The organism is Actinophytocola sp. (assembly GCF_035942955.1).
Taxonomy (GTDB): Bacteria; Actinomycetota; Actinomycetes; order Mycobacteriales; family Pseudonocardiaceae; genus DASYTH01.
The window spans coordinates 1-26,596 of the sequence record NZ_DASZCQ010000160.1; the positions used below are offsets into that span (position 1 = coordinate 1).

Annotated in this window: 23 protein-coding genes and 1 pseudogene; 12 read left to right on the forward strand and 12 right to left on the reverse strand. The window is 69.1% G+C overall.

The annotated features are described in order from the left end of the window. Nucleotides 1–595 precede the first annotated feature (595 nt). Nucleotides 596–1,375 (forward strand): transposase, encoded by a 780-nt coding sequence (locus VGX25_RS15935; protein WP_326918643.1) that lies wholly within the window; start codon nt 596–598, stop codon nt 1,373–1,375. A 281-nt stretch (nt 1,376–1,656) separates the two neighbouring features. Here VGX25_RS15935 and VGX25_RS15940 read toward each other — a convergent pair whose 3' ends face one another. After that, nucleotides 1,657–3,852, reverse strand: a complete 2,196-nt coding sequence (locus VGX25_RS15940) for an RICIN domain-containing protein (protein ID WP_326918571.1) — start codon at nt 3,850–3,852, stop codon at nt 1,657–1,659. 558 nt (nt 3,853–4,410) lie between these two features. Here VGX25_RS15940 and VGX25_RS15945 point away from each other — a divergent pair. The 3 genes and pseudogenes from VGX25_RS15945 to VGX25_RS15955 all read left to right on the forward strand — a co-directional run. Beyond that, on the forward strand, nt 4,411–4,788 hold the full coding sequence (locus VGX25_RS15945) for a hypothetical protein (protein ID WP_326918572.1): 378 nt from the start codon (nt 4,411–4,413) through the stop codon (nt 4,786–4,788). A 405-nt stretch (nt 4,789–5,193) separates the two neighbouring features. Continuing rightward, nucleotides 5,194–8,016 (forward strand): AfsR/SARP family transcriptional regulator, encoded by a 2,823-nt coding sequence (locus VGX25_RS15950; protein WP_326918573.1) that lies wholly within the window; start codon nt 5,194–5,196, stop codon nt 8,014–8,016. A 534-nt stretch (nt 8,017–8,550) separates the two neighbouring features. After that, nucleotides 8,551–8,934: pseudogene (locus VGX25_RS15955) on the forward strand (transposase); the annotation flags it as partial. On the opposite strand, the gene VGX25_RS15960 reads toward VGX25_RS15955, so the two are convergent. The 4 genes from VGX25_RS15960 to VGX25_RS15975 form a co-directional block, all read right to left on the reverse strand. Beyond that, nucleotides 8,931–9,953, reverse strand: a complete 1,023-nt coding sequence (locus tag VGX25_RS15960; protein WP_326918574.1) for an FAD-binding oxidoreductase — start codon at nt 9,951–9,953, stop codon at nt 8,931–8,933. The pseudogene VGX25_RS15955 and the gene VGX25_RS15960 sit on opposite strands and share 4 nt — an antisense overlap. Before the next feature lie 309 nt (nt 9,954–10,262). After that, nucleotides 10,263–10,406, reverse strand: a complete 144-nt coding sequence (locus VGX25_RS15965; protein ID WP_326918575.1) for a hypothetical protein — start codon at nt 10,404–10,406, stop codon at nt 10,263–10,265. Nucleotides 10,407–10,415: 9 nt separating this feature from the next. Further along, complete coding sequence (locus tag VGX25_RS15970) at nt 10,416–10,823, reverse strand: RidA family protein (protein WP_326918576.1); 408 nt, start codon at nt 10,821–10,823, stop codon at nt 10,416–10,418. A 10-nt stretch (nt 10,824–10,833) separates the two neighbouring features. Beyond that, nucleotides 10,834–11,646: an NAD(P)-dependent oxidoreductase gene (locus tag VGX25_RS15975; RefSeq protein ID WP_326918577.1), complete on the reverse strand. Its 813-nt coding sequence runs from the start codon at nt 11,644–11,646 to the stop codon at nt 10,834–10,836. A gap of 80 nt (nt 11,647–11,726) precedes the next feature. Here VGX25_RS15975 and VGX25_RS15980 point away from each other — a divergent pair, with 80 nt between their 5' ends. The 4 genes from VGX25_RS15980 to VGX25_RS15995 all read left to right on the forward strand — a co-directional run bounded on the left by VGX25_RS15980 (nt 11,727) and on the right by VGX25_RS15995 (nt 16,294). After that, a complete protein-coding gene (locus VGX25_RS15980; RefSeq protein ID WP_326918578.1) occupies nt 11,727–12,692 on the forward strand; it encodes a LysR family transcriptional regulator in 966 nt (321 codons plus the stop codon). A gap of 10 nt (nt 12,693–12,702) precedes the next feature. Then, on the forward strand, nt 12,703–13,278 hold the full coding sequence (locus VGX25_RS15985; protein WP_326918579.1) for a TIGR03086 family metal-binding protein: 576 nt from the start codon (nt 12,703–12,705) through the stop codon (nt 13,276–13,278). Between the two features lie 66 nt (nt 13,279–13,344). Then, nucleotides 13,345–14,718 carry an FAD-binding oxidoreductase gene (locus VGX25_RS15990; RefSeq protein WP_326918580.1) on the forward strand — a complete coding sequence of 458 codons (1,374 nt, stop codon included), beginning with the start codon at nt 13,345–13,347 and terminating at the stop codon, nt 14,716–14,718. Between the two features lie 22 nt (nt 14,719–14,740). Then, a complete protein-coding gene (locus tag VGX25_RS15995; RefSeq protein WP_326918644.1) occupies nt 14,741–16,294 on the forward strand; it encodes an acetolactate synthase large subunit in 1,554 nt (517 codons plus the stop codon). 565 nt (nt 16,295–16,859) lie between these two features. Here the strand turns inward: VGX25_RS15995 and VGX25_RS16000 are convergent. Then, complete coding sequence (locus VGX25_RS16000; protein ID WP_326918581.1) at nt 16,860–17,471, reverse strand: helix-turn-helix domain-containing protein; 612 nt, start codon at nt 17,469–17,471, stop codon at nt 16,860–16,862. Nucleotides 17,472–17,820: 349 nt separating this feature from the next. On the opposite strand from VGX25_RS16000, the gene VGX25_RS16005 reads away from it, so the two are divergent. The 3 genes from VGX25_RS16005 to VGX25_RS16015 are packed head-to-tail and all read left to right on the forward strand — an operon-like array spanning nt 17,821 to nt 20,530. Continuing rightward, nucleotides 17,821–18,777, forward strand: coding sequence for a diiron oxygenase (locus tag VGX25_RS16005; protein WP_326918645.1), 957 nt, complete (start codon nt 17,821–17,823; stop codon nt 18,775–18,777). Then, nucleotides 18,774–19,787 carry a PDR/VanB family oxidoreductase gene (locus VGX25_RS16010; protein WP_326918582.1) on the forward strand — a complete coding sequence of 338 codons (1,014 nt, stop codon included), beginning with the start codon at nt 18,774–18,776 and terminating at the stop codon, nt 19,785–19,787. The genes VGX25_RS16005 and VGX25_RS16010 overlap by 4 nt, the downstream gene beginning before the upstream one ends. 11 nt (nt 19,788–19,798) lie before the next feature. Then, entirely contained in the window at nt 19,799–20,530 is a 732-nt protein-coding gene (locus tag VGX25_RS16015) for a glutamine amidotransferase (RefSeq protein WP_326918583.1), read from the forward strand. Nucleotides 20,531–20,578: 48 nt separating this feature from the next. Here the strand turns inward: VGX25_RS16015 and VGX25_RS16020 are convergent, their stop codons facing one another. The 3 genes from VGX25_RS16020 to VGX25_RS16030 form a co-directional block, all read right to left on the reverse strand. Next, nucleotides 20,579–21,136 carry a hypothetical protein gene (locus tag VGX25_RS16020; protein ID WP_326918584.1) on the reverse strand — a complete coding sequence of 186 codons (558 nt, stop codon included), beginning with the start codon at nt 21,134–21,136 and terminating at the stop codon, nt 20,579–20,581. Between the two features lie 15 nt (nt 21,137–21,151). After that, nucleotides 21,152–21,655 carry a DUF3145 domain-containing protein gene (locus VGX25_RS16025; protein ID WP_326918585.1) on the reverse strand — a complete coding sequence of 168 codons (504 nt, stop codon included), beginning with the start codon at nt 21,653–21,655 and terminating at the stop codon, nt 21,152–21,154. Between the two features lie 106 nt (nt 21,656–21,761). Then, on the reverse strand, nt 21,762–23,237 hold the full coding sequence (locus tag VGX25_RS16030) for a S8 family peptidase (protein WP_326918586.1): 1,476 nt from the start codon (nt 23,235–23,237) through the stop codon (nt 21,762–21,764). 168 nt (nt 23,238–23,405) lie between these two features. Between VGX25_RS16030 and VGX25_RS16035 the strand changes: the two genes are divergently transcribed. Further along, complete coding sequence (locus tag VGX25_RS16035) at nt 23,406–24,704, forward strand: hypothetical protein (protein WP_326918587.1); 1,299 nt, start codon at nt 23,406–23,408, stop codon at nt 24,702–24,704. On the opposite strand, the gene VGX25_RS16040 is transcribed toward VGX25_RS16035, so the two are convergent. The 3 genes from VGX25_RS16040 to VGX25_RS16050 are packed head-to-tail and all read right to left on the reverse strand — an operon-like array spanning nt 24,701 to nt 26,572. Then, a complete protein-coding gene (locus VGX25_RS16040; RefSeq protein ID WP_326918588.1) occupies nt 24,701–25,708 on the reverse strand; it encodes a D-cysteine desulfhydrase family protein in 1,008 nt (335 codons plus the stop codon). The genes VGX25_RS16035 and VGX25_RS16040 overlap by 4 nt on opposite strands. Nucleotides 25,709–25,718: 10 nt before the next feature. Beyond that, complete coding sequence (crcB, locus tag VGX25_RS16045) at nt 25,719–26,087, reverse strand: fluoride efflux transporter CrcB (protein ID WP_326918589.1); 369 nt, start codon at nt 26,085–26,087, stop codon at nt 25,719–25,721. Next, nucleotides 26,084–26,572 carry a CrcB family protein gene (locus tag VGX25_RS16050; RefSeq protein ID WP_326918590.1) on the reverse strand — a complete coding sequence of 163 codons (489 nt, stop codon included), beginning with the start codon at nt 26,570–26,572 and terminating at the stop codon, nt 26,084–26,086. Before VGX25_RS16050 ends, crcB begins: the two co-directional genes overlap by 4 nt. Between the last annotated feature and the right edge of the window lie 24 nt (nt 26,573–26,596).

Here is a 26,596-nt window from a genome sequence, read left to right on the forward strand (position 1 = left end):
GCCAACGTCCGCTCATACCGACTGTGCACCCGCGACGAACAGCCACCACACTGCGGGCACCGCGCCGACACCGCCGCCGGCACGGCCCGAATACACACCCGAGCATCGCTCGCATCGACCGACTCCAACACCAGATTTCCCAGGTGCGGCAACACATCCCGCAGATGCTGGCAACCGCCAGAGTTACATAACCAAGATCATCTCGCCACATGAGTGTCTAGTATGGACACACGCCGCAGGTCGAAGGGCCAACTTCGATCACGAAAATTGGGCCAGATCCAGTTCACACGGACAAACCATACGTGGCTTGAGCCACCATCACGCTCCGGCGCCCAAATGGTTTTGATGCTTTATCGGCCGTGCCCCAGTTGGCGGATATCGGGAAAGATGATCTGATTCCTCGATTCGGCGGCGAGCCATGGGGAATAGAGTCAGGCTGGTGGTATGTTTTGATGGATAAATTCTAATTGCTTCACTAAGCGGTTTTTCGGCGGAGGGCAACTATTCCGACCGCGTTCTATTTCCGATGAAAAGACGAGGACCTTGACTAAAGGTTGTCCCGTAACGGTGTCGGGGCTTGATCGTTGATCATGGTGTGGAGCAGGTGATCAGCGCGGATCGGCCGGAGTGGGTGCCGGTGTTCACGGGTCTGTCGGTTCGGCAGTTTCGGAGGTTGGTGCGGATCGTGGCTGCTCGAGGTGGTGAGCAGACCGGTACTGGTCGCCGGTGGGGCCTGTCGCTGGCCGATCGAGTGCTGCTGGTGGCTGTGTATTACCGCACCAACCTGACGTTTCGGCAGGTTGCGTTGTTGTTCGGGATCTCCAAGTCCGCGGCGAACCGGGTGGTAGATCATCTCGCGCCGCTGCTGGCGCTTGCGCCGGTGACCAGCAAACACAGCCCCGAGACCGTGCTGATCGTCGACGGGACGTTGGTGCCCACGCACGACCGGAGTATGTCGGCCTCGTCGAAGAACTATCGGTACTCGGTGAACCTGCAGGTCGTGATCGACGCCAACACCCGCTTGACGGTAGCGGTGGGCAAACCCACGCCGGGCAATCGCCACGACTGCCGCGCCTACACCGACTCCGGTGTCGACCAGCAGTGCCTGGGCGCGCACGTGATGGCCGACGGCGGCTACCAAGGCAACCCCGAGGTGGTCATGCCCTATCGCAAGCCGCGCGAGGGTGAACCGTCGCTGCCGCGGTGGAAAGAGGATCTCAACACCGTCCACAAGAGCGTTCGTGCCCGGGTCGAGCATGCCTTGGCGCACCTGAAGTCCTGGAACATCCTGCGTAACTGCCGACGCAAACGCCAGGGCGTCTACTACGCCACCCGAGGCGTCGCACAGATGCGCAACCTGGCCATGACCGGCTGATCGACCCGATCGGCAACAGAACATGGCCACCGATCTCACCGCTGAACCACCCTCTTGATCATTACCGGACAACCTTTAGTTCGCACTAGTTGGATTCTTCGCTCGACCGGTCCTACCGAGCCACGATCGGTGCGTTCGACCGCTCGCCGCCGGGTGAGAAGGCTCATTGGTATTCAGATCCCGACGCGGATCCCTACTGAGCTTGAGGCAGCCAACAGGATAGGTGAAGAGGCGGGCCAAGGCTGGTGGGCCGTGGCCCCCTCGCGCGGTCAGTGATCATCTCAGCCACGGATCACGCGTACGCTGCGGATAGTGACGTCGGTTGATCCGCCATTGTAGATGCGGAAATCCATTGCTCCTAGCTGTGCGCCGCGGAACGATGCGTCTGTCAGGCTGAAGATAGCGGTCTTCAGCGCACCGGAGTTCGTGTTCGTGACCGTCGGCGTGGAGGCCGTCGCGGTGGTTGCCGTACTGTATTGCAAGCGCCATTGCGCAGTGCCAATGTCACGATAATTGACGGCGATCTTGAAGATCCGTTCGGTCGGCGGCGCATATCGGCTGTCCACGTCAAAGTAGATGTAATCGTTGCCGCTCGCGTGATCGGTTCGTCGCGCGAAGTAAGTGACGGCCGGTTGGGTGGATCCGCCCTCGCCGACTCTGCAGAAGCCGTACTGGTCCGGAGCCCACGTGTGCTGCTCGGTCAGTATCGTTCGTCCGCCAGGTGCGACGTCTCGTTGCAAGAGGAACTTCTCATAGTTGTGGTAGCGGCGCGTGCCATTGTAACAATCGTCGTAGAACATCTGCAGCACGGCCCAGGCATCGGGTGACTCGTCAACCGGATAACCTGCGCTCTGGCGGAAGTAATCACGCAGCGCCGCGAATCGCGGATTCGCCGCATCATTAGTGCCCGTCCGCAGCTCATGCGGGAAGATCGCCCAGTTGTGACCTCTGCGTAGCATGTTCAGCACGGCCATACGGTAGTACTCGTAGTTTTCGAACTCACCATCGTTGTTCTCATCCGGTATGACGAGACGAGCGATCTCGAACTCGTTGCCGTAATAGGACATACCTTCGCGGCCCATCTCATGGATCGTCTGGGCCGTCAGATAGTAGTGAACCTGCGGAGGCTGCGCACCGAGCGGAGTCGGCTGGACGACCTCGAGAGTCTGACCGATGCGTGGCTGACTCAAATGCGCTGACACGCTCTCACCGTTTCCTTCACGCAGTTGTGTTCCCAATGTCAGAAGCGCGTAGTCGTTGACCCAGTCCGTCTCGGCCGATCCGGCGGCGCCGGGCAGGTCCCAGGTGCCGCCATGCGTCCATACGACCTTCTTCACACCTAGCGCGGTGACCCATGCGTCGATGATGTCCTTCGCATAGGTCCTGAGGATCTCCGGGGTCAAGCCCTTATTGGCCGCATCGTTGTAGACATCGGCCGGCATCCAGAACTCGCCAGCGTTGAACGTGGTCGCGTAGGCGTACTTGACGCGCTCATCGGTGCGATATTTACTGAACATCTCGACGATGAAACGCTTAACCTCAGCGCGCGGACATGGCTCCCACAGCGCCAAGCCCCATCGCTCAGAACCGTTATTAATCACTGTGACCGGTGTACCGGCGGCAGCGCACTTATCGAGTATCCACTGCGGTGCATGCCAGTTGCCGTTGTTGTCCACCGTTCCCAATATCGTCCAAATGAGCGCGGTCTGGCCCACAGCCGCGAGCTGATTCAAGCTATATGAGAACGTACCGCTGATGCTCTCGATTCTATCCCACCGATAGGTCCCTTCGGCCGGATTGAGATCACGCCAGAATGCTCCCACCCAATGCATATCGGTGGTCGGACTCCAGTTGATCGCCCGCCCCCAGATCTGATTCAGCCCACCGTAGCGACTCTGGGCAGGGTATCGCGACGGCAATGCCCAATACTCGCCATTGCGAACTTCCACCGTCGGCGGTGCAGGCACGGACATCCCAACCGTCCAGGTCTGATTTGGACTCCCCTTGCAATCGAAGATGAGCGCCAGCCCACCATCAGACAGTTCACTGCGCTGAATGTCGAGGCAGCGGCCGCTCGGCACATGGACAAAGCGATACTCGCCTACAATCGCGGTGCTCTGTCTCACCCACCGTTGCGCGGCGGTACTACTGCAGGTCATCTGCTCCAGGCCAGTACTGTTAGCAGTACCGCCGCCCACCGTTTGAACGCACTTGCCGCTGTTCTGTGCGATCAACTGAATCTGGCCGTTACCGACGTCCCGCAACGTCCAGTTCTGATTGGACGCGGTAGTGCAATGCCACTGCTCGATCACCGCACCGTCATGAATCGCTTGCGGACCGCCGCGAACATCCAGGCATTTACCCGAGTGTTTGACTATCAACGGCTCCGGAAGCAGATCAGTCCGGAAAGTGTTCGCAGCCACCGCGGTCGGCACACCGGTCGAACCAGCCAGCACAGCAAGCGTTGCACTCAGCACTAAGCATAACCGTCGTCTCATAAGAAACCCCTTGCTCAACCTACATGTGTGGTAACGGCCACCGGGCAGTGACAGGACCGGAGCCGGCCACCCAAACCGGAGATCCACTACACTTACTCCTGCCAGGACGCGGTCTTTTGTCCAGTCCTCAAGCTTGATCTTCTGTCCCTTCACCATGGTTGGTGTCCTCGTGGCGGGCCGGGCGTTTATATAGTTCGCTGGCGGCCAGGACACACGCGTCCCAGTCGATGCCGCCACCTGGAGCCCGGGCGAGGCAGCTCGAGCAACTACGACGGACTGCTGTTGTCCTCCGAGGACCTTGACGTCCTGTTCGGCGATTCACTTGCTCCTTTCCTCGGTCTGCTCCCTCCCGGCGCCGACCGATCGTGAGCCGTCATGTCCAGTCGGGCACGACGTGACAAGCTGCGTTAGCCCATCCTGAGTCGCCATCCTTCAAGGGAAGTCGGCGCATTGGCGGAGCCTCGCTGAACGCCAATTGCGTCACACCCGGGAACGCCAGGGAAGAGAATTCGGATCCGGTATGTCGTGAGGTCATATGTGACATCGAAGCCATCGACGCCGTATTCGCCGATCAGCCGACCACCGGGCGGAACCGGGCCGGTGGCGGAGACGCCGGTTGCGGTGGTTCTGCTCACCACGATCATGGTGCTCACATTGATAGTAAGAAAGTCGCGCACCGGTATGGCGGTTCCGACGGTGAAATGGAGCGAAAACGTCACTGACCGGGTGGAAGTGAAGGTCCCAGTGATCGTGCTATCTGTAGCGTTGATGACCACCTTGCTTTCGGACACCTGGAAGGTGGGCGTGGCGGAGACCAGTGAATACCGGGTCTCCGTCCAAGTCTTCCCAACCGGGATGATCACCGGAATCCACGGTGCCGGGAACGGGCAGTGCCAAAATGCGTTCTCGGCATGAGCCGTGCCAGGGGTGAGCGGGATTGCCAGAGTCGAAGCAATCATGCACGTTGTCATGAAAGCCCAGAACCGCGCTCGCCGTGTGTTGGGTCTGCCTCTTGCGGTTACGCTCGTTATTGACATTGGTCCTCCCGTGGACTTGTGCGCGTTGTCCCCAGCCGTGCCGGCTCCGGGGTGGCGGATTGAGTGCCACTGGGCCCAGGCCACGATGCCCAGGCGTGACACGGGCTGGCGCCTTGCTTAGCATGACCCGTGCCGTTACCTGTCCAGCCCGGCGGTGATCGATGACTGCAAATGATCTTCCTCCTTCCCGGACGCGTACGAACAGGGTGGGGCAGCGGGCTCGACAGACGCCTTGCCAGATCCTTGCCAGCTGTCGAGCGGTGACGGCCACCGGGACTTCCTGTTGAAGTTCCGGCTGTTGGGCGCGCTGGAGGTAGAACACGGCGGGCGACGGGTGGTTCTGGACCGTCGTCGAGAGCGTTGCCTGCTAGGTGTTTTGCTGCTCGCCTCCGGTCGCACGGTGTCGGTGGACCGGCTGCTCGAACTGCTCTGGGAAGAAAACCCGTCCCGGACCGCGCGGGCTAGCCTGCACAGCCACGTCTCGCGGCTGCGAAGCCGTCTGGACCCCGAGGGGGATGGGCGTTTCGGGGTCCAGTTGGCCCACACCGACGGTGGCTACCTGATCCAGGTGGACCGGGAACAGGTCGACGCCCATCGGTTCCGCTTGCTCGTTGACCGCGCGGTGAAACTTACCGACCATGAGGAACGGGCCCGGCTGATTCGTCAGGCCCTGGCGTTGTGGCGAGGACCGATCCTGTTGGACGTGGCATCGGATCGGCTTCGTGAACGGGTGGGCGCGGAGTTGATGGAGTTACGCAGCACCGCTGCCGAGACGATGTTCGAAGCCGAGCTTGCCTGTGGGCGCCACCAGGATATTGTCGGCGAGTTGACCTCATGGGTGGCCGAGTTCCCGTTTCGGGAACGGCTGGTCGCGTCGCTGATGCTGGCGTTGTACCGGTCCGGTCGCCATACCGAATCATTAATCGTCTACGAGCGGACGCGGGACCGACTCCGTGACTCGCTCGGCCTCGATCCTTGTCCGGAGCTCCAACGGCTACACGGCCGGATCCTGCGACACGACATCGACCTGTCGGCCGCGGCGCCCCCCGTCAGCGAGCCGCGAAACCCGCCGCGACAGTTGCCCACGCACACTCCGCGCTTTGTGGGCCGCACCGAGGAGCTTCGTCAGCTCACGGCGCTGTTGGACACCACGACCCGGTCCGGCGATCCTGTGGTGATTTCGGCGGTCAACGGCACCGCTGGGATCGGCAAGACCGCCCTGGCGTTGCACTGGGCCCACCATGTCGCCGATTGGTTTCCCGACGGCCAGTTGTACGTGAATCTCAGGGGCTTTGACCCCACCGGCACTCCCGTGCAGCCCGCCGAGGCGATTCGCGGCTTCCTGGATGCCTTCGCCGTTCCGCCGGAGCGGATCCCGGTCAACCTGGACGCTCAGGCGGCGCTGTACCGCAGCCTGCTGGCCGTCCGCCGGGTGTTGGTGGTCCTGGACAACGCGCGCGACGTCGACCAGGTCCGGCCACTGTTACCCGGTAGCGCCAGCTGCCGGGTGGTGATCACCAGCCGCAACCAACTGTCCAGCCTGGTCACCCAGGAAGGCGCCCGCCCGATCACCCTCGACGTCCTGGATGCCGACGAGGCGGGCGCCCTGCTGGTCAGCCGGCTCGGTCACAACCGGGTCACCGCCGAGCCGGACGTCGTAGCGGAGCTGATCGACCATTGCGCCCGGTTGCCCCTCGCGCTGGCCATCGTGGCCGCCCGGGGCGCACTGAATCCGGGCGTACCCCTACGAGTCCTCGCCGATGAACTCCGCGACGAGCAGGTCCGCCTGGACGCGCTGGACGCTGGCGACCCCACCACCAGCGTTCGCACCGTGTTCTCCTGGTCCTACCAGCACCTCAGCACCAGCGCGGCGCGGACGTTCTGCCTGCTGGGAGTGCACCCCGGCCCGGATATCTCATTGCCGGCCGTCGCCAGCCTGGCCGGCGTCGAGCTGCGGGCGGCGCGTGCAGCAGTGGACGAACTGACCCGCGCGCACCTGGTCACCCAACGCTCCCCAGGGCGGTTCGCATTCCACGACCTACTGCGCGCCTACGCCGCCGAACAGGCCCACACCCAACACACCGATACCGAGCGACACAGCGCAGCACACCGAGTTCTAGATCACTACCTGCACACCGCACACGCCGCCGCCCTGCTGCTCCACCCGCGCTGGTACCGCGAGCCCCTGGCCGCCCCACAACCCGGGGTGACGCTGGAGAATCTCGCCGACCTCGGACAGTCGTTGGCCTGGTTCGAAACCGAATACCCCGTACTGCTCGCCGTCACCAAGCTGGCCGTCGCCACCGGACATGACCATGCCTGGCAACTGCCCTGGACACTCGTGGAGTTCTTCGAGCGGCGGGGCCACTGGCACGACTGGGTTGCCACCCACGCCACCGCACTGGCCACCGCGCGCCGCCATCAAGATCAGCGCGGGCAGGCCCATGCCCACAGCGGTCTCGGCCGCGCCTATCCCTGGCTCGGTCGCCGCGACGAGGCACACGCCCACTTCAGGCAGGCCCTGAGCCTGTTCGAACAGCTCGGCGACCTGGCCGGCCAGGCAGACACCCACCTCGACTGCGGTTGGATGCTCGGTCATCACGACCTCTACGAGCAGGCGCTTCACCACGCCCAGCGGGCTCTCACCCTGTCTCAGAATGCGGGCTACCGCCACGGACAGGCCCACGCCCTCAACAACCTCGGCTGGTACCACGCGCTGATCGGCGACCACCAGCAAGCCCTCACCCATTGCGAACAGTCTCTTGCCGGCTGCCGGAAGCTCGGCGACCGCCGCGGCGAAGCCTACGCACTCGATAGCCTCGCCTTCGCGCACTACCACCTCGGCCACCACCAACAGGCCATCGCCTACTACCACCAAGCCCTCACCCTGGAGCGAGAACTAGGCGACCACTACGGCGAAGCCACCGTTCTCACACATCTCGGCGAGACCTACCACGCCACGACCGACTGGGATGCGGCCCGTGCCGCCTGGCAACAGGCCCTGGCCATCCTCGATCAACTCGGCCACAACATGAGAGCAAGCCGCGGCTATCCCACCGCAGACCAGATTCGCATCAAACTCGCCAGCCTCGACCAGCCGACGTGAGCTGATGACACGCCCGCGCCCGGCGGTACACCGAGGTTCGCCTCCGAGTTCGGCACCGAGATGGACCGGCACGACGTCCTGCGCGGGTTCCGAGGGATCCTCATGGCGGCCGGACTCAACCCCTGTCCTGCGGAGCACGTGATGGGGGACAACTGTCGAACATCCTGTCTTCGGCAGAAGAGGACGTTTCGACAGGATGCGATTCACACGCTGACACAGATCAGTGAGAATCTGTTCACGCATCGCCATCGAGCTACAGGATGGTCCCCCTCGCTGGCAACACGATCGTCCCATGACAGCTCCGTGTTGGCGGTTCGGCGCCGCTGGGTGGCTACCCTGCTCGCACCGCACCGGCGCAACGTTGAATCCAACCGGACCTCCTGGTCAGTCCTTCGAGCCGGCCGCTTCCTGCCGCGCATCGGCCGCCGGCGTCCACAGGCCACCAGCCACCATTGATCACGGCGGCTGTGGTGACCTATCGGCTCACCAACAAGCGGCGTCGTGAACCTGCCCATGCCGTCGGGACACGCCATCAGGCAGGACAACGCCGAGTTCGGCGACTTGCTGCGCAAGGGCGCCAAGGCCCATCCGCGCTGACAGCTGCACGTCGTGCTGGACAACTACCACACCCCCAAGCACCCCGAGATCACCACGTGGCTGGAGAAGAATCCCAGGGCGCACCTGCACTTCACCCCAAGCTGCGGATCCTGGCTCAACCTCGTCGAGGTCTTCTTCGGCATCATCGCCCGCCAAGCGATCCGGCGCGGGTCGTTCCACAACGTCACGGAACTCATCGCCGCGGTCCGCGCTTTCATCGACGGCTGCAACGACCGATGCGACCCCTTCACCTGGACCAAGACCGCCGACGAGATCCTGCCGCACGCCACCGGTAAACGAGATTTCGATGCGGGACACTAGAAGCGATCGGGGCGGCAGCCCGACAACGCCGACTCGACGATGCCGTCGACCAACTCCCGCGCGATAAGGCGGCCCACGGCCGGGGCAAGCGTGACCGCCGCGTGCATCACCGCCAGGTAGAGGCCGGGGACCTCGGCGACCGGACCGACGATCGGCTCACCGTCGGCCGGCATGGGGCGTACTCCGAGTCGGGTGCTGAGCAACTCGACGCTGCCTGCGCCGCGGAACGTGGACCGGACGGCGGCCAGGGTCCGTTCGGGCGAGTCCGCGGCGGCGATCAGCCGGTCCGCGGCGACCTGCCGGAGATCGAAGTCCTCAGTGTTGACCACGGTGCGGACCAGACCGGCCGGCGCGCGAAGCCGCACCAGCGGGCACGGCGACGGCTCGACCGGGACACGCACGCCGAGCGGCGCGCCCAGCGCGGCCGTGGCAACACCGGCCGCCAACACCACGGTCGTACCGGCGAGGGGTCCTGCGGCCGTCTCGACCCCGGTAACCTGGCCCGCAGCGTCCCGGCGGACCGCGGTGACCGCAGTGTCCAGATGTACCCGGGCGCCATGGGCGCGGGCGCCCGCGACCAGCCGCTCTGTCCCGCCCACCGCGTCGACGGCGCCGTCGCCGCGTGCCCATACGGCCCACTGCGGGGGCTGCCGAAGGTTGGGCTCGAGCGTCATCACGGTGGCCGCGTCCACAATCTCCTGCCCGGGCCCGGCCTGCGGCGCGCCGTCCTCCGCGCGCCAGCTCAGTGAGCCGGACCAGATCACCGGCAGTCCCGGCAACTCCGCCTCAACTCGGCGGTACTCCTGCGTCGCGGTGGCCCGCATCCCGGCCGCCGGACCGGTACGCACGCCAGACGCTGCGACCCACGCGAACGAGTCCGCCGTCACGCCGGCGCCTGGCCGCCCGGCGTCGACCAACGTCACGCTGCCGCCCGCCCGGGCGGCGTGATAAGCCACCGACGCGCCGACAATGCCAGCTCCGACGACGACCACATGCCCACCCACCGGTGCGCTCACCACGTCGACGACCCTACTGTCCGCAGCGGCTCCGTCCGTACGGCCTAATAGGGCGACGCCCGCAGACTGACAACTACCCATGAACGGGATTCAGACACAGAACACCAGCAGCTCGCCGTCGCCGTTTGATTAGGTGCGGCGGACTTGAAATTTCAAGGTTGGATTGGGTGCAATCCAGGCCGCAAGGCAAGCTGATTTGCGGTTTGTTCCGGTTCGATTCCTAGCGTTGTGCCGGTGTGGACGCAAGCTTGGTCGAGCCGGTTCCACAGGTTGGCTAGCCGACCATCCGCCCGGTGCCCGCCTCGTACGCCCTCACCACGCCACGACCCGGCGAGCTGGCGCTCCACCATCGGCGCGGGTTCGCCAGCGGGCCCGGTAGGCCCGGGTGGACAGGAACGCCCGCACGGAGTCCACATCGATCCGACCGGGATCGTCGAGCTCGAACTCGGTTGCCATGCCCCGAAGTCAGCCAGAGTTGGCCACCACGGCGGTGACCTCCACCTCCAGCAGGGCCTCGGGCAGGAACAGCCGGGAGACCTCGACCGTGGTGCTGGTCGGGGGCTTGCCGGTGATGAACTTGCGCCGCGCCGCGCCGTACTCGGGCAGCAGGCTCATGTCGGTGAGGTAGGTCCGGATGTGCACCACGTCGTCGAAGCCGGCGCCGTGCGCGGCGAGCAGCGCGCCGATCGACCGGAAGATCGCCTCGGTCTGGCTGCCCATGTCGGCGCCGACGACGTTGCCGGACTCGTCGAGGGCGACCTGGCCGGACAGCACGAGCATGGTGGCCGAGCCGAGGTCGATGCTGGCGAGGTTGGCGTAGCGGTCGGCGAACGGGGCCGGCGCGGTGGGCGGGTTGTGAAAGGTGACGGTCACGGTTGTCCTGTCAGTCGTCGTCGAGGTGGGCCAGCAGCCGGAGCTCCTCCTTGGCGTGCCCGGCCGCCAAGTCCCGGACAGTGTCCAGCGCGGCGGACGCGACCGGCAACGGCTCCACCGCCATCGCCAAGCCGAGATCCTTTGCGGCTAGACCGATGGTGAAGTGCCCGCCGCGGGCGGTGGCGCGTTGCAGCACCCCGCCGAGCGGGCCGGCGGCGAGCACGTCGATCGCCAACTCCCTTGGCACGTCGAGGGAATCGGCCAGGCGCACGGTCTCGCCGAGCAGCGCCATGCCGGCCACCAGCGCGGTGTTGTTCACCAGCTTGACCGCGGCCCCCGACCCCACCCCTCCGCAGCGCACCACCGTGCCCAGCTCCGCGAGGACCGGCGCGACGCGTTCGAGGTCGGCGGGCGCGCCGCCGGCGAACATCCTGAGCCGGCCGGCCTCGGCCTGCCCGACGCCGCCGCCGACCGGCGCGTCGACCAGGCCAACGCCGGCGGGCAGCCGGCCGGCGATCCCGCGCACCGCATCGCGCCCGATCGTGGACATCTCCACAAGGCAGGCGCCCGGCCGGATCGCCGACAGCACGCCGTCGGGTCCGAACAGGACAGTCTCGACCGCGGGCGGGTCGGCCAGCATGGTGAGCACGAGGTCCGCCCCGGACGCGGCGGCGGCCGGCGTGTCCGCGGCGCGGGCGCCGGCGGCCACCAGCGGCGCGGTCCGCTCGTGCGTCCGGTTCCACACCACGACGTCGTGGCCCGCGGCCACCAGCCGGCGGGCCATCGGTGTACCCATGTGGCCGAGTCCGAGAAACGCAAGCATGCCGCGACGCTATGCTCGCCCGAAGGCATGCGACAAGTGAATGTCTCGCATGGATAGCATGCCGGAAAGGCATACCTGGAATGGACATCGTGTGGCTGGAGGTCTTCCGCGAGGTGGCGCGGCGGGGCTCGTTCACCGCGGCGGCGACCGCCCTGCGGTACACGCAGTCCGCGGTCTCCCGTCAGGTCGCGGCGCTGGAGCAGGACATCGGGGCCACGCTGTTCGACCGGGTGCCGCGCGGGGTGCGGCTCACCGACGAGGGCCGCTGCCTGCTCGAGCACGCCGAGGCGGTGCTCGGCCGGCTCGACACCGCCCGGCGTGACCTGGCCGCGCTCCGCGACCTGGACGCCGGGCGGCTGCGCATCGGTGCGTTCGCCACCGCGGACGCCGAGCTGGTCCCGCGCGCCATGGCCACGTTCCACGCCGAGCACCCCAACGTGGTGCTGTCGCTGGAAGAGGACCTCAGCCCGCAGCTGGTGTCGCGGCTGCGGGCGGTGGAGCTGGACATCGCGGTGGTCAGCGTCCCACCCGGACGGTCGCTGGACACCGAGGATGTGGACCTGGTGCACCTGCTGGACGATCCGATGATGGTGGCGATCCCGCGCGAGCACCGGCTGGCCCGGCGCCGCACGGTCCGGCTGGCCGAGCTGCTCGACGATCACTGGGTCGCCGGCTGGCCCGACCCGCGGGACACGCTGATCGCCACCGCGCTGCCGAGCGGGCTGCGGCCCGAGATCCGCTACGTCGTGCCGGGATGGACGGCCAAGCTCGGCCTGGTCGCCGCGGGCCTCGGCATCACGCTGGTGCCCGGCCTTGCCGCCAGCACCGCACGGGCCGACATCCTGATCAAGCGGCTGCACCGGGACGACACGGACGTGCGCGCGGTGTACGCGGCGATCCCGGTCCGCACCACGCAACCCCCTGCCGTGCAACGGTTTCTCCGCATTCTCACCGACACCGTGCGCGAGTTGCGGGCCGAGCTGACCAGGCGCTCGCCGGGCGCGGTGGCGCGTTTGTCCAATGCGGGGGCCGGCGAGCGGGGATAGCGTCATCCACATGGACCTGCAACCACTCATGGAGGAGGCGGCGCGGGCCGCGATCGGGGTCGTGCGCAACGTCAAGGCCGACCAGCTCGCGCTGCCCACCCCGTGCCACGACTGGGATGTCCGGACCCTGGCCAACCACCTCACGTTCTGGACGGCGTTCCGGTCCGAGGTGGCCGCGCGCAAGCAGACCCCGCCGCCCGGCAACGAGAACGACGTGGACTACGTCACCGACGACTGGCCGCGAGTGTTCGAGCGGCAGCTGAACAAGGCGGTCGCCGCGTGGGCCGAGCCCGGCGCGTGGGAAGGCGTCACCGGGCTGGCCGGCGGGCAGTCGCCGGCACCGTTCATCGGCAAGATGATGATCGGCGAGCTGGTGGTGCACGGCTGGGACCTGGCACGGGCCACCGGGCAGAGCCTGACCGTGTCGCCGGAGCTGGCCGAGCACGTGTACGACGGCGTCGTCGAGTTCGCCGAGCAGGGCCGGGAGTACAAGATCTTCGGCGAGCCGGTGCCGGTGCCCGAATCCGCGTCCGTGCTGGACAAGGCGCTCGCGCTCAGCGGGCGCGACCCGAGCTGGACGCCGTAGGCCGGAGAACGCGAAACCCTCTATTGTCGGCTTCTGGCACCTGTCGAAGCGGACGTGGAGGGACACATGACGGACATCGGCGCGCGGCTGGGCGAGATCGTCGGCGCCGAGCACGTGCTCACCGGCGACGCCGTGTCCGCCGACTACGCGCACGACGAGGCGCTGACCGCCGAGCCGGTGCTGCCGGCCTACGTGGTCCGCCCGGCGTCGGCCGACGAGGTCGCCGGGGTGCTGGGGGTGGCTTCGCAGACCCGCACGCCGGTCACCGCGCGCGGCTCCGGCAGCGGCCTGTCCGGGTCGGCCGTCCCGCGCCCGGACGGGATCCTGGTGTCGTTCGAGCGGATGAACCGGATCCTGGAGATCGACACCGACAACCACGTCGCGGTGGTCCAGCCGGGCGTGACGCTCAGCGAGCTCGAGGAGCGCACCGCCGAGGCGGGCCTGGTCTACCCGGTGTACCCGGGCGAGCTCAGCTCGAGCCTCGGCGGCAACGTCGCGACCAACGCCGGCGGCATGCGCGCGGTCCGCTATGGCGTGACCCGCAACAACGTGCTTGGTCTGCAGGCCGTGCTGGCCACCGGCGAGGTGATCCGCACCGGCGGCAAGTTCGTCAAGGCCAGCACCGGCTACGACCTGACCCAGCTGATCATCGGCTCGGAGGGCACGCTCGCCCTGGTCACCGAGGCCGTGCTGAAGCTGCAGCCGCGCCAGCCGCACCAGGCCACGGTGCTGGCGCCGTTCGCCGACCTCGCGGCCGTGGCGCGCGCGGTGCCCAAGGTCGTGGGCAGCGGGATCGGCCCGCTCATCCTGGAGTTCATCGACGCGCTCACGATGGGCGCGATCACCTACACCGCCGATCTGCAGCTCGGCATCCCGGACCAGGTGCGGGACAGCTCCCAGGCGTACCTGGTGGTCATGCTGGAGAACCGGACCACCGAGCGGCTCGACGCCGACGTGGAGGCGGTCGGCGAGCTGCTGGGGGAGCTGGGCGCGGCCGACGTCTACGTTCTGCCCGGCCCGTCCGCGCGCCGGCTGATCGAGGCGCGGGAGAAGGCGTTCTTCACCGCGAAGTCCGCAGGCGCCGACGACGTGATCGACACCGTGCTGCCGCGCGCCGCCCTGCCCGAGTTCTTCGCCAAGGTGCTGGAGATCGCGCAGGGCAACCAGACCCTGATCGTCGGCTGCGGGCACGCCGGCGACGGCAACGTGCACCTCGCGGTATTCCAGAAGGACCCCGACATCCGCTACCGGGTGCTGCACGCGCTGTTCGAGACCGGCATCGGCCTCGGCGGCGCGATCTCCGGCGAGCACGGCATCGGCCGGGAGAAGAAGCGGCACTTCCTCGAGCTGGAGGACCCGAACAAGATCGCCCTGATGCGGCGGATCAAGCAGGCGTTCGACCCCGACGGAATCCTGAACCCCGGCGTGCTTTTCGACTAGGTAGGGACGACTCGACGTGACGATGAACGGCGCACAGGCACTTCTCCGCACCCTGGTGTCCGGCGGGGTGGACGTCTGCTTTGCCAACCCGGGAACCTCCGAGATGCACTTCGTCGCGGCGCTGGACTCGGTGCCGGAGATGCGCGGCGTGCTCGCCCTGTTCGAGGGCGCGGTGACCGGCGCGGCAGACGGCTACGGGCGGATGGCCGGGAAGCCGGCGGCCACGCTGCTGCACCTCGGGCCGGGCATGGCCAACGGGCTGGCCAACCTGCACAACGCGCGGCGCGCGCACACCCCGATCGTGAACGTGATCGGCGACCATGCCCGGTACCACAAGGGTTTCGACGCGCCGCTGGAGAGCGACATCGACGCGCTCACCGGGTGGCTGCACGGCTGGAGCCGGACGTCGAAGTCGCCCGGCGAGGTCGGCCAGGACGTCGCCGACGCGATCGCCGCGGCCATGACCGCACCGGGGCAGCAGGCGAACCTGGTGCTCCCGGCCGACGTGTCCTGGTCGGACGGTGGCGTGGTGGCGCCCCCGGTTCCGGCGCCGGCGCCGGCGACGGTCGACGGCGACCGGGTGGCCGAGATCGCGAAGGTGCTGCGCTCCGGCGAGCCGGTCGCGGTGCTGCTCGGGCACGGCGCGACCGCCGAGCGCGGCCTGCTCGCGGCCGGGCGGGTGGCCGCGGCGACCGGGGCGAAGCTGTTCGTGGAGACGTTCCCCGCCCGCTTCGAGCGCGGCGCCGGGCTGCCGGCGGTGGAGCGCCTCGGCTACCTCGCCGAGCAGGTGCAGTGGCAGCTGACCGGTGTGCGGCACCTCGTGCTGGTCGGCGCCCGCTCCCCGGTGTCGTTCTTCGCCTACCCCGGCAAGCCAAGCGAGCTCACCCCCGAAGGCTGCCAGGCCCACGTGCTCGCCGTGCTCGGCGAGGACACCGCCGACGCGCTGGACCAGCTCGCCGACCTGGTGGCCGCCGATGCCACGCCCGTGCTGCAACAGGCCGCCCGCCCCGCCCTGCCGTCCGGCGACCTCACCCCGCAGAACTGGGTGGACGTGATCGGCGCCCTGCTGCCCGACGGCGCCATCATCTCCGACGAAGCCAACACCTCCGGCCTGCTCCTCCCCGCCGCCACCGCCGGCGCCCCCCGCCACGACGTCCTCACCCTCACCGGCGGCGCCATCGGCCAGGGCCTCCCCGTCGCCGTCGGCGCCGCCGTCGCCTGCCCCGACCGTCCGGTCATCTGCCTCGAGGCCGACGGCAGCGCCATGTACACCGCCTCGGCACTCTGGACCATGGCCCGCGAGAGCCTCGACGTCACCACCGTCGTCCTCAGCAACCGCTCCTACGCCATCCTCCGCATGGAGCTGCAACGCGTCGGCGCCGCCGCGGCCGGCCCGAAGGCGGGCGAACTCCTCGACATCAGCCGCCCCGACCTAGACTTCGTGGCACTCTCTCAGGGCATGGGCGTCCCCGCCACCCGCGCCACCACCGCCGAGGAACTCGCCGACCAGTTCGGCAAGGCCCTCGCCGAACCCGGCCCCCACCTCATCGAGGCCATGATCCCCTCCCTGTTCTAACGCCAAAGCGATTTGCCGCCCGCCGCGCGGGCGGCGGGCGGCAGGGGCGGCTGTTGCCTCGGTTGTCGGTGCTGCTGCGGTCGCGGAGGTGGCCGATTAGTTCGGCGGGGCTTTCGCTGAGCCGGCCGGCACCTCATCGAGGCGATGGTCCCGCTCTGTTCCAGGTTTGAGCCAAAGCGATTGCCGCCGCGCGCCGCGCAGCGGCAATCGCCTCAGTTGTCGGTGCTGCTGCGGTCGCGGAGGTGGCCGGCTAGTTCGGCGGGGCTTTCGCCGAGCTGGGCCCGCGCCTCGTCGAGGTGATGGTGGCCCCTCTGTGTTCTAGCGTTGAGCCGATGCGATTGCCGCCGCGCTGCGTGCGCCGCGCTGCGGGGCGGCTGTTGCCTCGGCTGTTGGCGCTGCTGCGGTCGCGGAGGTGGCCGGCTAGTTCGGCGGGGCTTTCGCTGAGCCGGGCTCCCGCCTCGTCGAGGTGATGGTGGCCCCTCTGTGTTCTAGCGTTGAGCCGATGCGATTGCCGCCGCGCTGCGTGCGCCGCGCTGCGGGGCGGCTGTTGCCTCGGTTGTCGGTGCTACCGCGGTCGCAGAGGAGGCCGGCTAGTTCGGCAGGGTTCTCGCTGAGCCGGGCCCGCGCCTCGTCGAGGCGATGGTTCCCTTCCTGTTCCAGGGTCGTGAGTCTTTGTGGTGCTATTAGCGAGGATTTCGTCTGCGGGGTTTGGTCGGACGAATGGTTCGGGTTGTCGTTCCAAGCGCAGCAACAGCGCCTTGTCCGGGGGATCGAGACAGAGGCCGACGAGGTCGCCGGGCTCCGCCACGAACTGGGGATCGGTGGGCAGGTTCCAGGTCTGGACCAGGTGCGGCTTCAAGCCGAACGCCCGCCAGATCCGCGAGATCGTCGTCTGGGACATGCCCACCGACTGTGCCATCGAGCGCGTCGACCAGTGTGTGTCGCCGCGCGCGGGGGCCTGCTCCAGCGTCTTGGTGATCACCTTCTCGACCTGCTCGTCGGTGATTTTGCGGGGGGCGCCCGGGCGCGGCTCGTCCGACAACCCGTCCAGCCGCCTACGCACGAACCGGCCCCGCCACTTGGCAACCGTCTGTTCCCGGGTGCCAAGCGTCGCCGCAACGTCCTTGTTCGCCGCCCCCTCCGCGCACGCCAGCACGATCTTCGACCGGAACGTCAAGGCTCGTGGCGCCTTCCGGCGTCGGGACCACCGCCGCAGCGTCTCACGCTCTACAGTGGACAGAGCAAGCTCCGCCTTCGGGCGGCCGGTACGCGCCATGACAATCATCCTAGTAATTACGGCGCGAATTTCCGACTCGGGACACTAGTTGGATACGGCGTTTGGCTTCAGTGGTAGCTAAGTCGGACCCAAGTGGGCTGGCTCATTCTGCATACGAGCGATCTGTCAGCTTCAAATCAGCTGGGTGCTGGCGGACCTCAAAACACCTATTTGGAGTAATCGTATGTTGGACACCGACGCCCACTCATCCGCGCGGGCCGGGAACGGCGACATGTCGCGCACCCGGATGATGATTGACCTGCTCGCCAGGAACTGGCCTCGCCGGGCCCAGGTGAAGAAGGCTGAGCTAGAGCCGCTCTTCGTCCCGGGTCAGGAGGACTTCCTGGAGAACCTGTTGCCGTTTCGGGACATTTCGCATTTTCAGTCATGCTCGCCCGAACTCAAATCACGGGTACTGAGCTGCGGTTGGCTGATGTACAACGCGAAGACCCTGCAGATCGAGAGCGAGATCGTCAACCCGACCTGTCTCGACATCATGTCCGGGCAGTTGCCGGGTCTGAACGAGGAGAGCTCCCAGCTCGCCGTCAGCGAGGCCATGGTGGACGAGGTCTATCACATTCACCTGGTCGAGCGCGCGAGCCGGCTCACCCGCCGGCACCGCGGGCTGGAACACATTGTCATTCCGGAATTCAACCTGGTGCGGCACATGCGGCGGCGGCAGGACGAGTTCAGTGAGCCCTGGCAGAAGCGGATGGTCCTGTTCGCCACCGCGGCGGTTTCGGAGATCTTCTTCAGCGACTACCTGCTGCTGCTGAGCGACGCCGAGGAGATCCAGCCGTTCAACCGGATGACCACCGCCGCGCACCGGCACGACGAGATGGTGCACGGCCCCCTCTTCCGGTCGCTGACCGAGCTCTTCACGGCCGAGCTGACACCGGCCGAGCTGGCGCTGTTCGCCGAGCTCCTGCCCGAGCCGGTGACCTGGTTCGCGGATCGGGAGCTGGACATCTGGCTGGCGCTGCTCGAGCAGATCGAGTTTCCCAACGCCGAAGAGATGATCCGGGAGACCCGCGGCGCGGGCGCCGTGGACCTGACCGCCCTGGACTACTCCGGTGTGACCTCGATGGCGCGGGAGTTGGGCATGTTGGAGAACGCGGCCTGCCGTGAAGCGTTTCTCCGCCGCGGCCTCGAGCTCGACGCCCAGCCGGTGCCGGCGCCTCGGCCGTCCGGCGGGGGATCGCCGTGACGACGGACACGGCGTTCGCGACGGCGCTGCACGAGCGCACCGCCCTTCTCGAGGTCAGGCAGCGACGCACGGCGGCGGACGGTGTCCTGTTGCTGACCCTCGCCGACCCGTCCGGGCGGGACCTGCCCGCCTGGACGCCGGGCGCACACATCGATCTCGTCCTCCCGGACCTCGACCTGACCCGGCAGTACTCGCTGTGCGGTGATCCGGCCGACCGGTCCGAGTGGCAGATCGGCGTGCTCCAGCAGCCGGACGGCCGCGGCGGGTCGCGGTACGTGCACGAGGCGCTCCAGGTCGGCGCGAGCGTCGAGGTCCGGGGGCCGCGAAACAACTTCCCGTTGCTCCCGGCCGAGCGTTACCTGTTCATCGCCGGCGGCATCGGCATCACCCCGATCCGGCCGATGATCGCGGCGGTGACGGCCGACGGCCGGCCGTGGGAGCTGCTGTACGGCGGGCGCAGCCGCCGGTCGATGGCCTTCCTCGAGGACCTTGCGGCCTACGGCGACCGGGTGCGGGTGCATCCGGAGGACGAGGCGGGCCTGCTGCCGCTGGCCACGTTCCTCCTCGATCTCACCGCTGAGCTCGAGAACCCGCTTGCCGTCGCGCTGCCGGACTGCCTGGTCTACTGCTGCGGGCCCGAGCCGTTGCTCAAGGCGATCGAGGACTGGTGCTCCGGTTGGCCGCCCGGCATCCTGCGCACCGAACGGTTCGCCGCCCGCCGCGATCCCTCCGGGCAGGGGGACACGGGCTTCGACGTGGTGTGCAACCGTTCCGGGCTCACCCTGCACGTCCCCGCGGGCCGGTCCATCCTCGAGGTCGCCGAGGCGGCCGGCATCCCGGCCCTGTCGGTGTGCCGCGAAGGCGTTTGCGGGACGTGCGAGACCGTCGTCGTCGACGGCCGTCCGGAACACCGCGACTCGCTGCTCACCCCGGCCGAACGGGAGGCCGGCCAGACGATGATGATCTGTGTCTCACGCTCGTCGAGCGCACAGCTGGTACTGGACCTCTGACGGAGGGGCTCATGAAGGACACGACGAGGAGGGAGGTCATCGCCGTCCGGCACGTCGCTTTCGAGGACCTGGGACTGTTCGAGGAGGTGCTGACCGAACGCGGCTTTCGGGTCAGGTACGTGGATGTCGCGCGCGATCACCTCCTGCAGCAGCTCCGGGAGAGCGATCCGTCGTTGCTGGTCCTGCTCGGCGGACCGGTCAGCGCCTATGAGGACGAGAGTTATCCGTTCCTCAAGGCGGAGAAGGCACTCGTCCGGGACCGGGTGGCCCGCCGGCGGCCGTTGCTGGGAATCTGCCTGGGCGCTCAGGTGATCGCGTCCGCGCTGGGCGCCCGGGTGTACCCGGCGCGGCCGAAGGAGATCGGCTGGGCGCCGGTGCAGCTCACCGAGGCGGGAGCCGGCTCGCCGCTGGGCGAGCTGACCGGGCCGGTGCTGCACTGGCACGGCGACACCTTCGACCTCCCCGAGGGGGCGATTCACCTCGCCTCGACGCCGGCCTACCGGAACCAGGCCTTCGCCCTCGGACCGCACGTCCTGGGGGTGCAGTTCCACCCCGAGGTATCCAGTGACGCTCAGGAGCCCTGGCTGGTCGGGCACGCCCACGAGATCGCACACACCCCCGGGGTGACCGCAATCGGGCTGCGCGCGGCCGCCAGAGAGCAAGCCGGCATCCCGCGGCGGCAGGGCCGTCTGTTCTTCGGCCGCTGGCTCGACTGCCTGACGCATGCTCGGCTTCTGGAATGAGCGCCGGTGTCGGACGTGCCACGCTCGGTGCCTGGGCCGGCCGGGTGGCTAGCACTTCTCGTGCTGGGGGGCGGAGCTGGAGGGGCCGGAGTCGAGCTTCCACGCGCCGTCCTCCATGGTGAGGGGGATGACCACCCGCCAGTGGATGCAGGGTTCGGGAAGCTCGAGGGGGGCGTCGGCGACGTCCTGGACGCTGGTGAAGCTGATCAGCACGCGGCCATCGGCGGGGCCCGTCTCGATCCGCCAGATCGCGATGCTTCCATCCTTTGTGGACCGATAGTCGGTGCGCCACTTGAGCTCGGGCTGGTTGCCGGCGCGCCGGTCGCTGACCACGGTGCGCCAGCGGGCGTAGTCCCGGGCGTTGATCGCGTCGAAGTAGGTTTGCAGGAGGCCGCGGACGGTCTCGTAGCGCGGGTGCGCGGCGGCTTCCTCGGTGGGCATCACGGTGGGGCTGCCGGGCTGGTCGCTCGGCGGGACCGTGCCGGCGCTCGGCACCGCCGCGGCGGGCGGGGCGGGCTCGGGCGAGGCGTAGACCTGCCGCGCGACCAGGCCGCCGACCGCCGCCGCCAGCAGCGCGAGCAGCACCATGGGAAGCACCCAGCGCATGGGCCGAGCGTACGGTCAGCCGACGCGGTGCAGCCAGGTGACCGGGGCGCCGTCGCCGGCCCGGCGGAACGGCTCGAGCGCGGCGTCCCAGGAGGCGCCGAGCAGCTCGTCGACGCTGTGCGCGAACGACTCGCCGGCGCGGCTGGACGCGGCAAGGGCGCGCAGCTGATCCTCGCCGACCACGATGTCGCCGTTGGCGCTGGTGCGCGCCCGCCACAGGCCGAGGGTGGGCGCGAAGCAGTACCGCTCGCCGTCCACGCCGGGGCTGGGCTCCTCGGTGACCTCGAAGCGCAGCATCGGCCAGGCCTTGAGCGCGGACACCAGCTTGCCGGCGGTGCCGGGCTCGGCGGTCCAGGAGCACTCGGCGCGCAGCTGGCCGGGGGCCGCCGGCTGGGCGGTCCACTGTAGATCGACCCGGGTTCCAAGGGTGCCCGAAATAGCCCACTCGACGTGCGGACATACCGCAGCCGGCGACGAGTGGACGTACACCACGCCTCGGGTGTTGCCACGGGTGCTCACTGCTGACCTCCGCTGCTCGACGAGGATCGTCTTCCCCTACGTCCTCACGAGCGGCGTGGTGTCAGGCCCTATTGTGCCCTGCCACCCTGCACTTTGGCCACATTGGTCACGCGTGTGCGCCGAGCAGGGTAGCCGCGGCGACCGTGTCGACCAGCCCCACCCCCTTGTCGAAGCTCGACGTGTACGGCCCGACCTGTTGGTACGCGGCGCCGTTGGTGAACTTGTACGCGGTGGACTTCAGCGCGTCCTCGATCTCCGCGGGGGTGGCCGCCGGCTTGGCCTGGAACAGCTGCGCCACGATCCCGGTGATCTGCGGGGCGGCCATCGATGTGCCGCTGATCACGTTGTACGTGCCGATGTCCAGCAGCCCCGGACCGTTGCGCGGGTCCAGGCCCGTCGAGCAGATCGGCAGGTACAGCCGGCAGGCGGAGATGATGTTCTCGCCGGGCGCGGAGATGTCCGGCCAGGTCTGCGGCCGGGTGCGGTCGCCGCGCGAGGAGAACGACGACACCTGGCCGTCGCGGGTCCCGGTGCTCAGGTCGTTGTACGAGGCGACGGACAGGATGCCCGGGGTCGGGTCCTGGCCGGGCGGGTTGGACAGGTTGGCCGTCCCGTCTTGGGCACTGTCGCCGTCGTTGCCGTTCGCCCACACGGTGACCACGCCCTCCGCGGCCAGCGCGCGCTGCAGCCGGGCGGTCGCGGAGTTGGGGTCGAACTCGCCGCCGCCGCTCGGGCCGTAGGAGTTGTTGATCACCTTGATCGGCGGGCAGGTGGCCGCCGGAACCCCGGCGCCGCACGGGGCCCGGTGGTTCTCCAGCACCCAGTTCAGCGCCGCGTCCGCGCCGATGATCACGATCACCGCGCCGGTGGAGATGGACACGATCTTGGCGCCCGGGGCGGAGCCGCCGACCCTGGTCCCGTCGGTCAGGGTGAGCGGGCGGCCCGCGGCGATCCCGTTGACGTGGGTGCCGTGCCCGCCGAGCGCGAGCAGGTCGGTGTCCACAGTGGTCGGCACGTCCAGGATGCAGCCGGTGCCGGTGCTGCTCTCGTCGACGCAGACGCTCTTGAGGCTGCGCACCACGCGGGTCTGGCCGTCGGCCCCGCGGAACGCCGGATGGGTCGGGTCGATGCCGGAGTCGATCACCGCGACCGACACGCCGCGGCCGTCCAGCGGGCGGCCGTCTGCGCCGAGCAGGGTCTGCTGCGCGGCCAGGCTCCTGGTCGCCGTGGTGCCGGGGCTGGCGAAGAACCGGAGTGGGTCGTTGTGCTCGACGTACCGGACGCCGGGCCGCGCGCGGGCGGCCCGCACCTGGGCGGCGGTGCCGCCGGCCGCCACGACGCCGATCCGGTCGAAGCTGGTCACCCGGGTCAGGCCGGTTGCCCGGACGGCGGCGTCGGCCGCGGCGAGGTCGGCGCCGTGCACGAGCACGGTCATCGGCAGGGCGTCGGCCGCGGTGGCCAGCAGCCCGGACAGGGAGGCGGACACCGGCGCGAGCGGGCCGGGCGCGGCGGATGCGGGCACGCCGGCGCCGAACGTGGCGGCGACGAGCGCGGTGGCCAGGGCGGCAACCGTGGTGCGCATGGGGTCCTCCTTACCGGGAACCGGGGTGTCCAACTCAACGAGTGACACCCGGACCGGTGACGGAGAAAAGTGAAGGTGATTCGGCCCAATCCATACGGCACTCATCGCGGCTCGGCGATAACGTGGGAGCCGGCCCACCCGGCAACGCGAGGGTCTGGGAGGTACGCGGTGCGGCTGATTCGGCTCGGCGACGCGACATCGGACGTCGGCGTGGACGTGCGGGCGGCGCTGGCCTCGTGGGGGCGCGGCGACCCGGTCGTCGGTGGGATCGCGCTCACCGGGGTCAGGCCGCCCGGTTGCCCGCACCCGGTCGAGGCGATCGTGGTGCTGCCCCGCGGGATCCTCGTCGTGATCGGCGTGGACCTGCCCGATCCCGCGGTCCGGCTGGACGCTCCGCTGTCCGGCCAGTGGAAGACCGACGGCTGGCCGCTGGTCCGCGGCGACGGCGCGGTGAATCCCGGGGTCGAGGCCATGGCCGTGGCCGACGCGGTCCGGGCCCACCTGGAGCGGGCCAGGGTCGAGCCGCTGCCGGTCGGCACGGTGATCGCGGTCGGCCCGTACGTGTCCCAGGTGTTCCAGCCGACCGCCGACCTGCTGCGCGGCGTGCGGATTCTGCACCCGGAGCCGATGACGCTGCTTGGCGCCGCCCGTGAGCTGGCCGTGTACCAGGGGCGGTGCTCGGTCGACGGGGCGCGGCGGATCCTGGCCGCGCTCGACGCCGGTGCCGAGCTGGATCCGGCCGAGCTGGCCGCGGAGGGTTTCTCCACCGCCGCCGCTCCGGACCTGACCGCGGCCAGCACCACGCTGATCCCGAAGGTCACCGACCCCGAGCCGGTGCTCCCGCCGCCGGTCCGTCCCGTGCGCCCGAACGGTCAGCTGCGCTGGCTGCCGGTGGGCGCGGCGATCCTGGTGGCGCTGCTGCTGCTCACCGGGATCGTGGTGGCGGTGGTGTCCGCCGGGTCGGGCGCGACCGGCGCCACCAACCCACCGGCGCCAACGGCCCCGCCGACGCCCACCGGGATCCAGGTCGACGGCGTGTCGTTCGACCCCAAGGGCAGCAGCCGGGCCGAGGACTGCGCCAACCACGCCTACGGCGACCTGCAGGTCCGGCTGCAGCGCAGCACGTGCAGCCAGCTGATCCGGCTGCGCTACGAATCCACTTCGGACAACCACAAGGCCGCGATCCTGGTCGCGGTGCTGCGCTTCCCGGACAGCGCGTCGGCCGACGAGCTGCGCGCGGTGGCGGACAAGCCGGGCAGCGGCGCGGTGTCCGACGTCTCGGTCGAGGGCACCCCGTGGCCCGACGGCGGCAAGCCGTTCTTCGAGTCGGCCGCCTACGCCAGCGGCCGGGAGGGCACCAGCGTCAAGCTGGTGCAGGCGGTCTGGATGGACCAACCGTCCACACCGGACGACAAGACGCTCAAAGGCCTGGCGACACGGGCGCTGCAGCTGCCGGTGGAGGACTAGCCGCGCACCGCGGCGATCAGCTCGGGGGCGTAGCCGAACAGGCCGGGCAGGCCACCGGTGTGCAGGAACACCACGGTCTCGTTCGCGCCGATGTCCCCGGAGCGGACCGCGTCGATCAGCGCGGCGGCGGCCTTGCCGGTGTAGACCGGATCAAGGGTGATGCCCTCCGTGCGGCCGAACAGCCGGATCGCCTCCCACACGGCCTCGGTCGGCACGCCGTAGCCGGGGCCGAGCGCCCGGTCGGTCACCCGCACGTGATCCAGCGCCGGGACGGGCACGCCGAGCAGGGCCGCGGATTCGGCGGCCAGGCGGCGGATGTCGGCCAGCGACTCGTCTGGCGGGTGCGACACCGACGCGGCGTCCAGGCGCACCGGCCAGTCCAGCAGCGCGGTGCCGAGCGCGAGCCCGGCGGCGGTGCCGGCGCTGCCGATCGGGCACACGATCCGGTCCGGGCCCGGATCTCCCACCTGTGACCGCAGCTCCGCCGCGGCGGCGACGTAGCCGAGCGCGCCGACCCCGTTGGACCCGCCGACCGGCAGCGTGACCACGGACCGCCCGGCGGCCCGCGCCTCGGCGACCACCCGCCGGTAGGTGGCCGCGGTCTGCTCGTCGTCCTGGCAGATGTGCACGGCGGCGCCGTACAGCAGGTCGAGCGCGACGTTGCCGGAGCGCTCGTAGGCCTCCCCGGAACGCGGCACGGATCTGGTGAGCACCAGCTCGCAGCGCAGCCCGAGCCGGGCGCAGGCGGCCGCGGTCTGCCGGCCGTGGTTGGTCTGCACCCCACCGAAGGTGATCACCGTGTCCGCGCCGCCTTCCACCGCCTCGCCAAGCAGGAACTCCAGCTTGCGCAGCTTGTTGCCGCCGACGCCGAGCCCGTTCACGTCGTCCCGCTTGACCAGGATCCGCGGCCCGCCCAGCGCCGCGGACAGGCGCGGGCACTCCTCGAGCGGGGTCGGCCAGGCGCCCAGCGCGATCCGGGCGAACCGGGACAGGTCGACCGGCATTCGGACCTCCTTACGTCGCGAACGAAGCCGTGGTCGAGTAGCCGAGGACCGCCGCGCCGATGCCGGCCACCACGGTGAACGCCACGTTGGCCACGGCGAGGAACCGGGCCCGCTCCTGGGCCAGCCGGACGGTCTCGTAGCCGAAGGTGCTGTACGTGGTCAGCGCGCCGCAGAAGCCGGTGCCGAGGAACGCGGCCAGGTTGCCGGGCAGCGCGGTGCCGATCCCGGCGAGCACCCCGAGCAGCGCGGCGCCGGCGACGTTGACCGTGGTGGTGCCCCACGGAAACACCGAGTCGTGGCGCTGCTGGACGAACCGGTCGGCCAGGTAGCGCAGCGGCGCGCCGACCGCACCGCCGAGCGCCACCAGCAGCAGGATCATCGGGCCACCGCCGCGCGCCGGGTGGCCAGGCGGGTCAGGTGGACGCCCACCCAGACCGCCAGCACCGCGGCGGCGACCGTGCCGGCCAGGTAGGCGAGGCCGGTGAGCTCCGATCCGGGACGGAGCAGGGCACGCACGTCCTCCGCATAGGTGGAGAACGTGGTGAACCCGCCCAGCACGCCGACGCCGAGGAACGGGCGCAGCAGCAGACTCGTCCGGTACACCTCGGTCACCAGCACCATGAGCGCGCCGATCAGCAGGCAGCCGCCCACGTTGACCAGAAAGGTGGCCAGCGGGAACCCGCCGGGCGGCACGGCGATCGCGGCGGTCAGCGCGTAGCGGCCGAGCGCGCCGAGCGCCCCGCCGAGCGAGATGACGGCCAGCACGGCGCCGTGCGTGCGGGCGAGCTCCTGGCGCTGCTCCGGGATGTGCAGATCGATGTCCGGGTCGACCGGCCCGCCGGCCCAGTCGTGATCACCTGGCAACTCGCCTCCTTCGAGTGATGGCCA

Excerpts from the sequence above, each read along its gene's own strand:
- VGX25_RS15985 (WP_326918579.1), top strand. The coding sequence starts at position 12,703 with ATGGACCTGCAACCACTCATGGAGGAGGCGGCGCGGGCCGCGATCGGG.
- VGX25_RS15980 (WP_326918578.1), top strand. The coding sequence starts at position 11,727 with ATGGACATCGTGTGGCTGGAGGTCTTCCGCGAGGTGGCGCGGCGGGGC.
- VGX25_RS16030 (WP_326918586.1), bottom strand. The coding sequence starts at position 23,237 with ATGCGCACCACGGTTGCCGCCCTGGCCACCGCGCTCGTCGCCGCCACG.
- VGX25_RS15990 (WP_326918580.1), top strand. The coding sequence starts at position 13,345 with ATGACGGACATCGGCGCGCGGCTGGGCGAGATCGTCGGCGCCGAGCAC.
- VGX25_RS16005 (WP_326918645.1), top strand. The coding sequence starts at position 17,821 with ATGATTGACCTGCTCGCCAGGAACTGGCCTCGCCGGGCCCAGGTGAAG.
- VGX25_RS15965 (WP_326918575.1), bottom strand. The coding sequence starts at position 10,406 with ATGGCAACCGAGTTCGAGCTCGACGATCCCGGTCGGATCGATGTGGAC.
- VGX25_RS15975 (WP_326918577.1), bottom strand. The coding sequence starts at position 11,646 with ATGCTTGCGTTTCTCGGACTCGGCCACATGGGTACACCGATGGCCCGC.
- VGX25_RS15995 (WP_326918644.1), top strand. The coding sequence starts at position 14,741 with ATGAACGGCGCACAGGCACTTCTCCGCACCCTGGTGTCCGGCGGGGTG.
- VGX25_RS16040 (WP_326918588.1), bottom strand. The coding sequence starts at position 25,708 with ATGCCGGTCGACCTGTCCCGGTTCGCCCGGATCGCGCTGGGCGCCTGG.
- crcB (WP_326918589.1), bottom strand. The coding sequence starts at position 26,087 with ATGATCCTGCTGCTGGTGGCGCTCGGCGGTGCGGTCGGCGCGCCGCTG.
- VGX25_RS16015 (WP_326918583.1), top strand. The coding sequence starts at position 19,799 with ATGAAGGACACGACGAGGAGGGAGGTCATCGCCGTCCGGCACGTCGCT.
- VGX25_RS16020 (WP_326918584.1), bottom strand. The coding sequence starts at position 21,136 with ATGCGCTGGGTGCTTCCCATGGTGCTGCTCGCGCTGCTGGCGGCGGCG.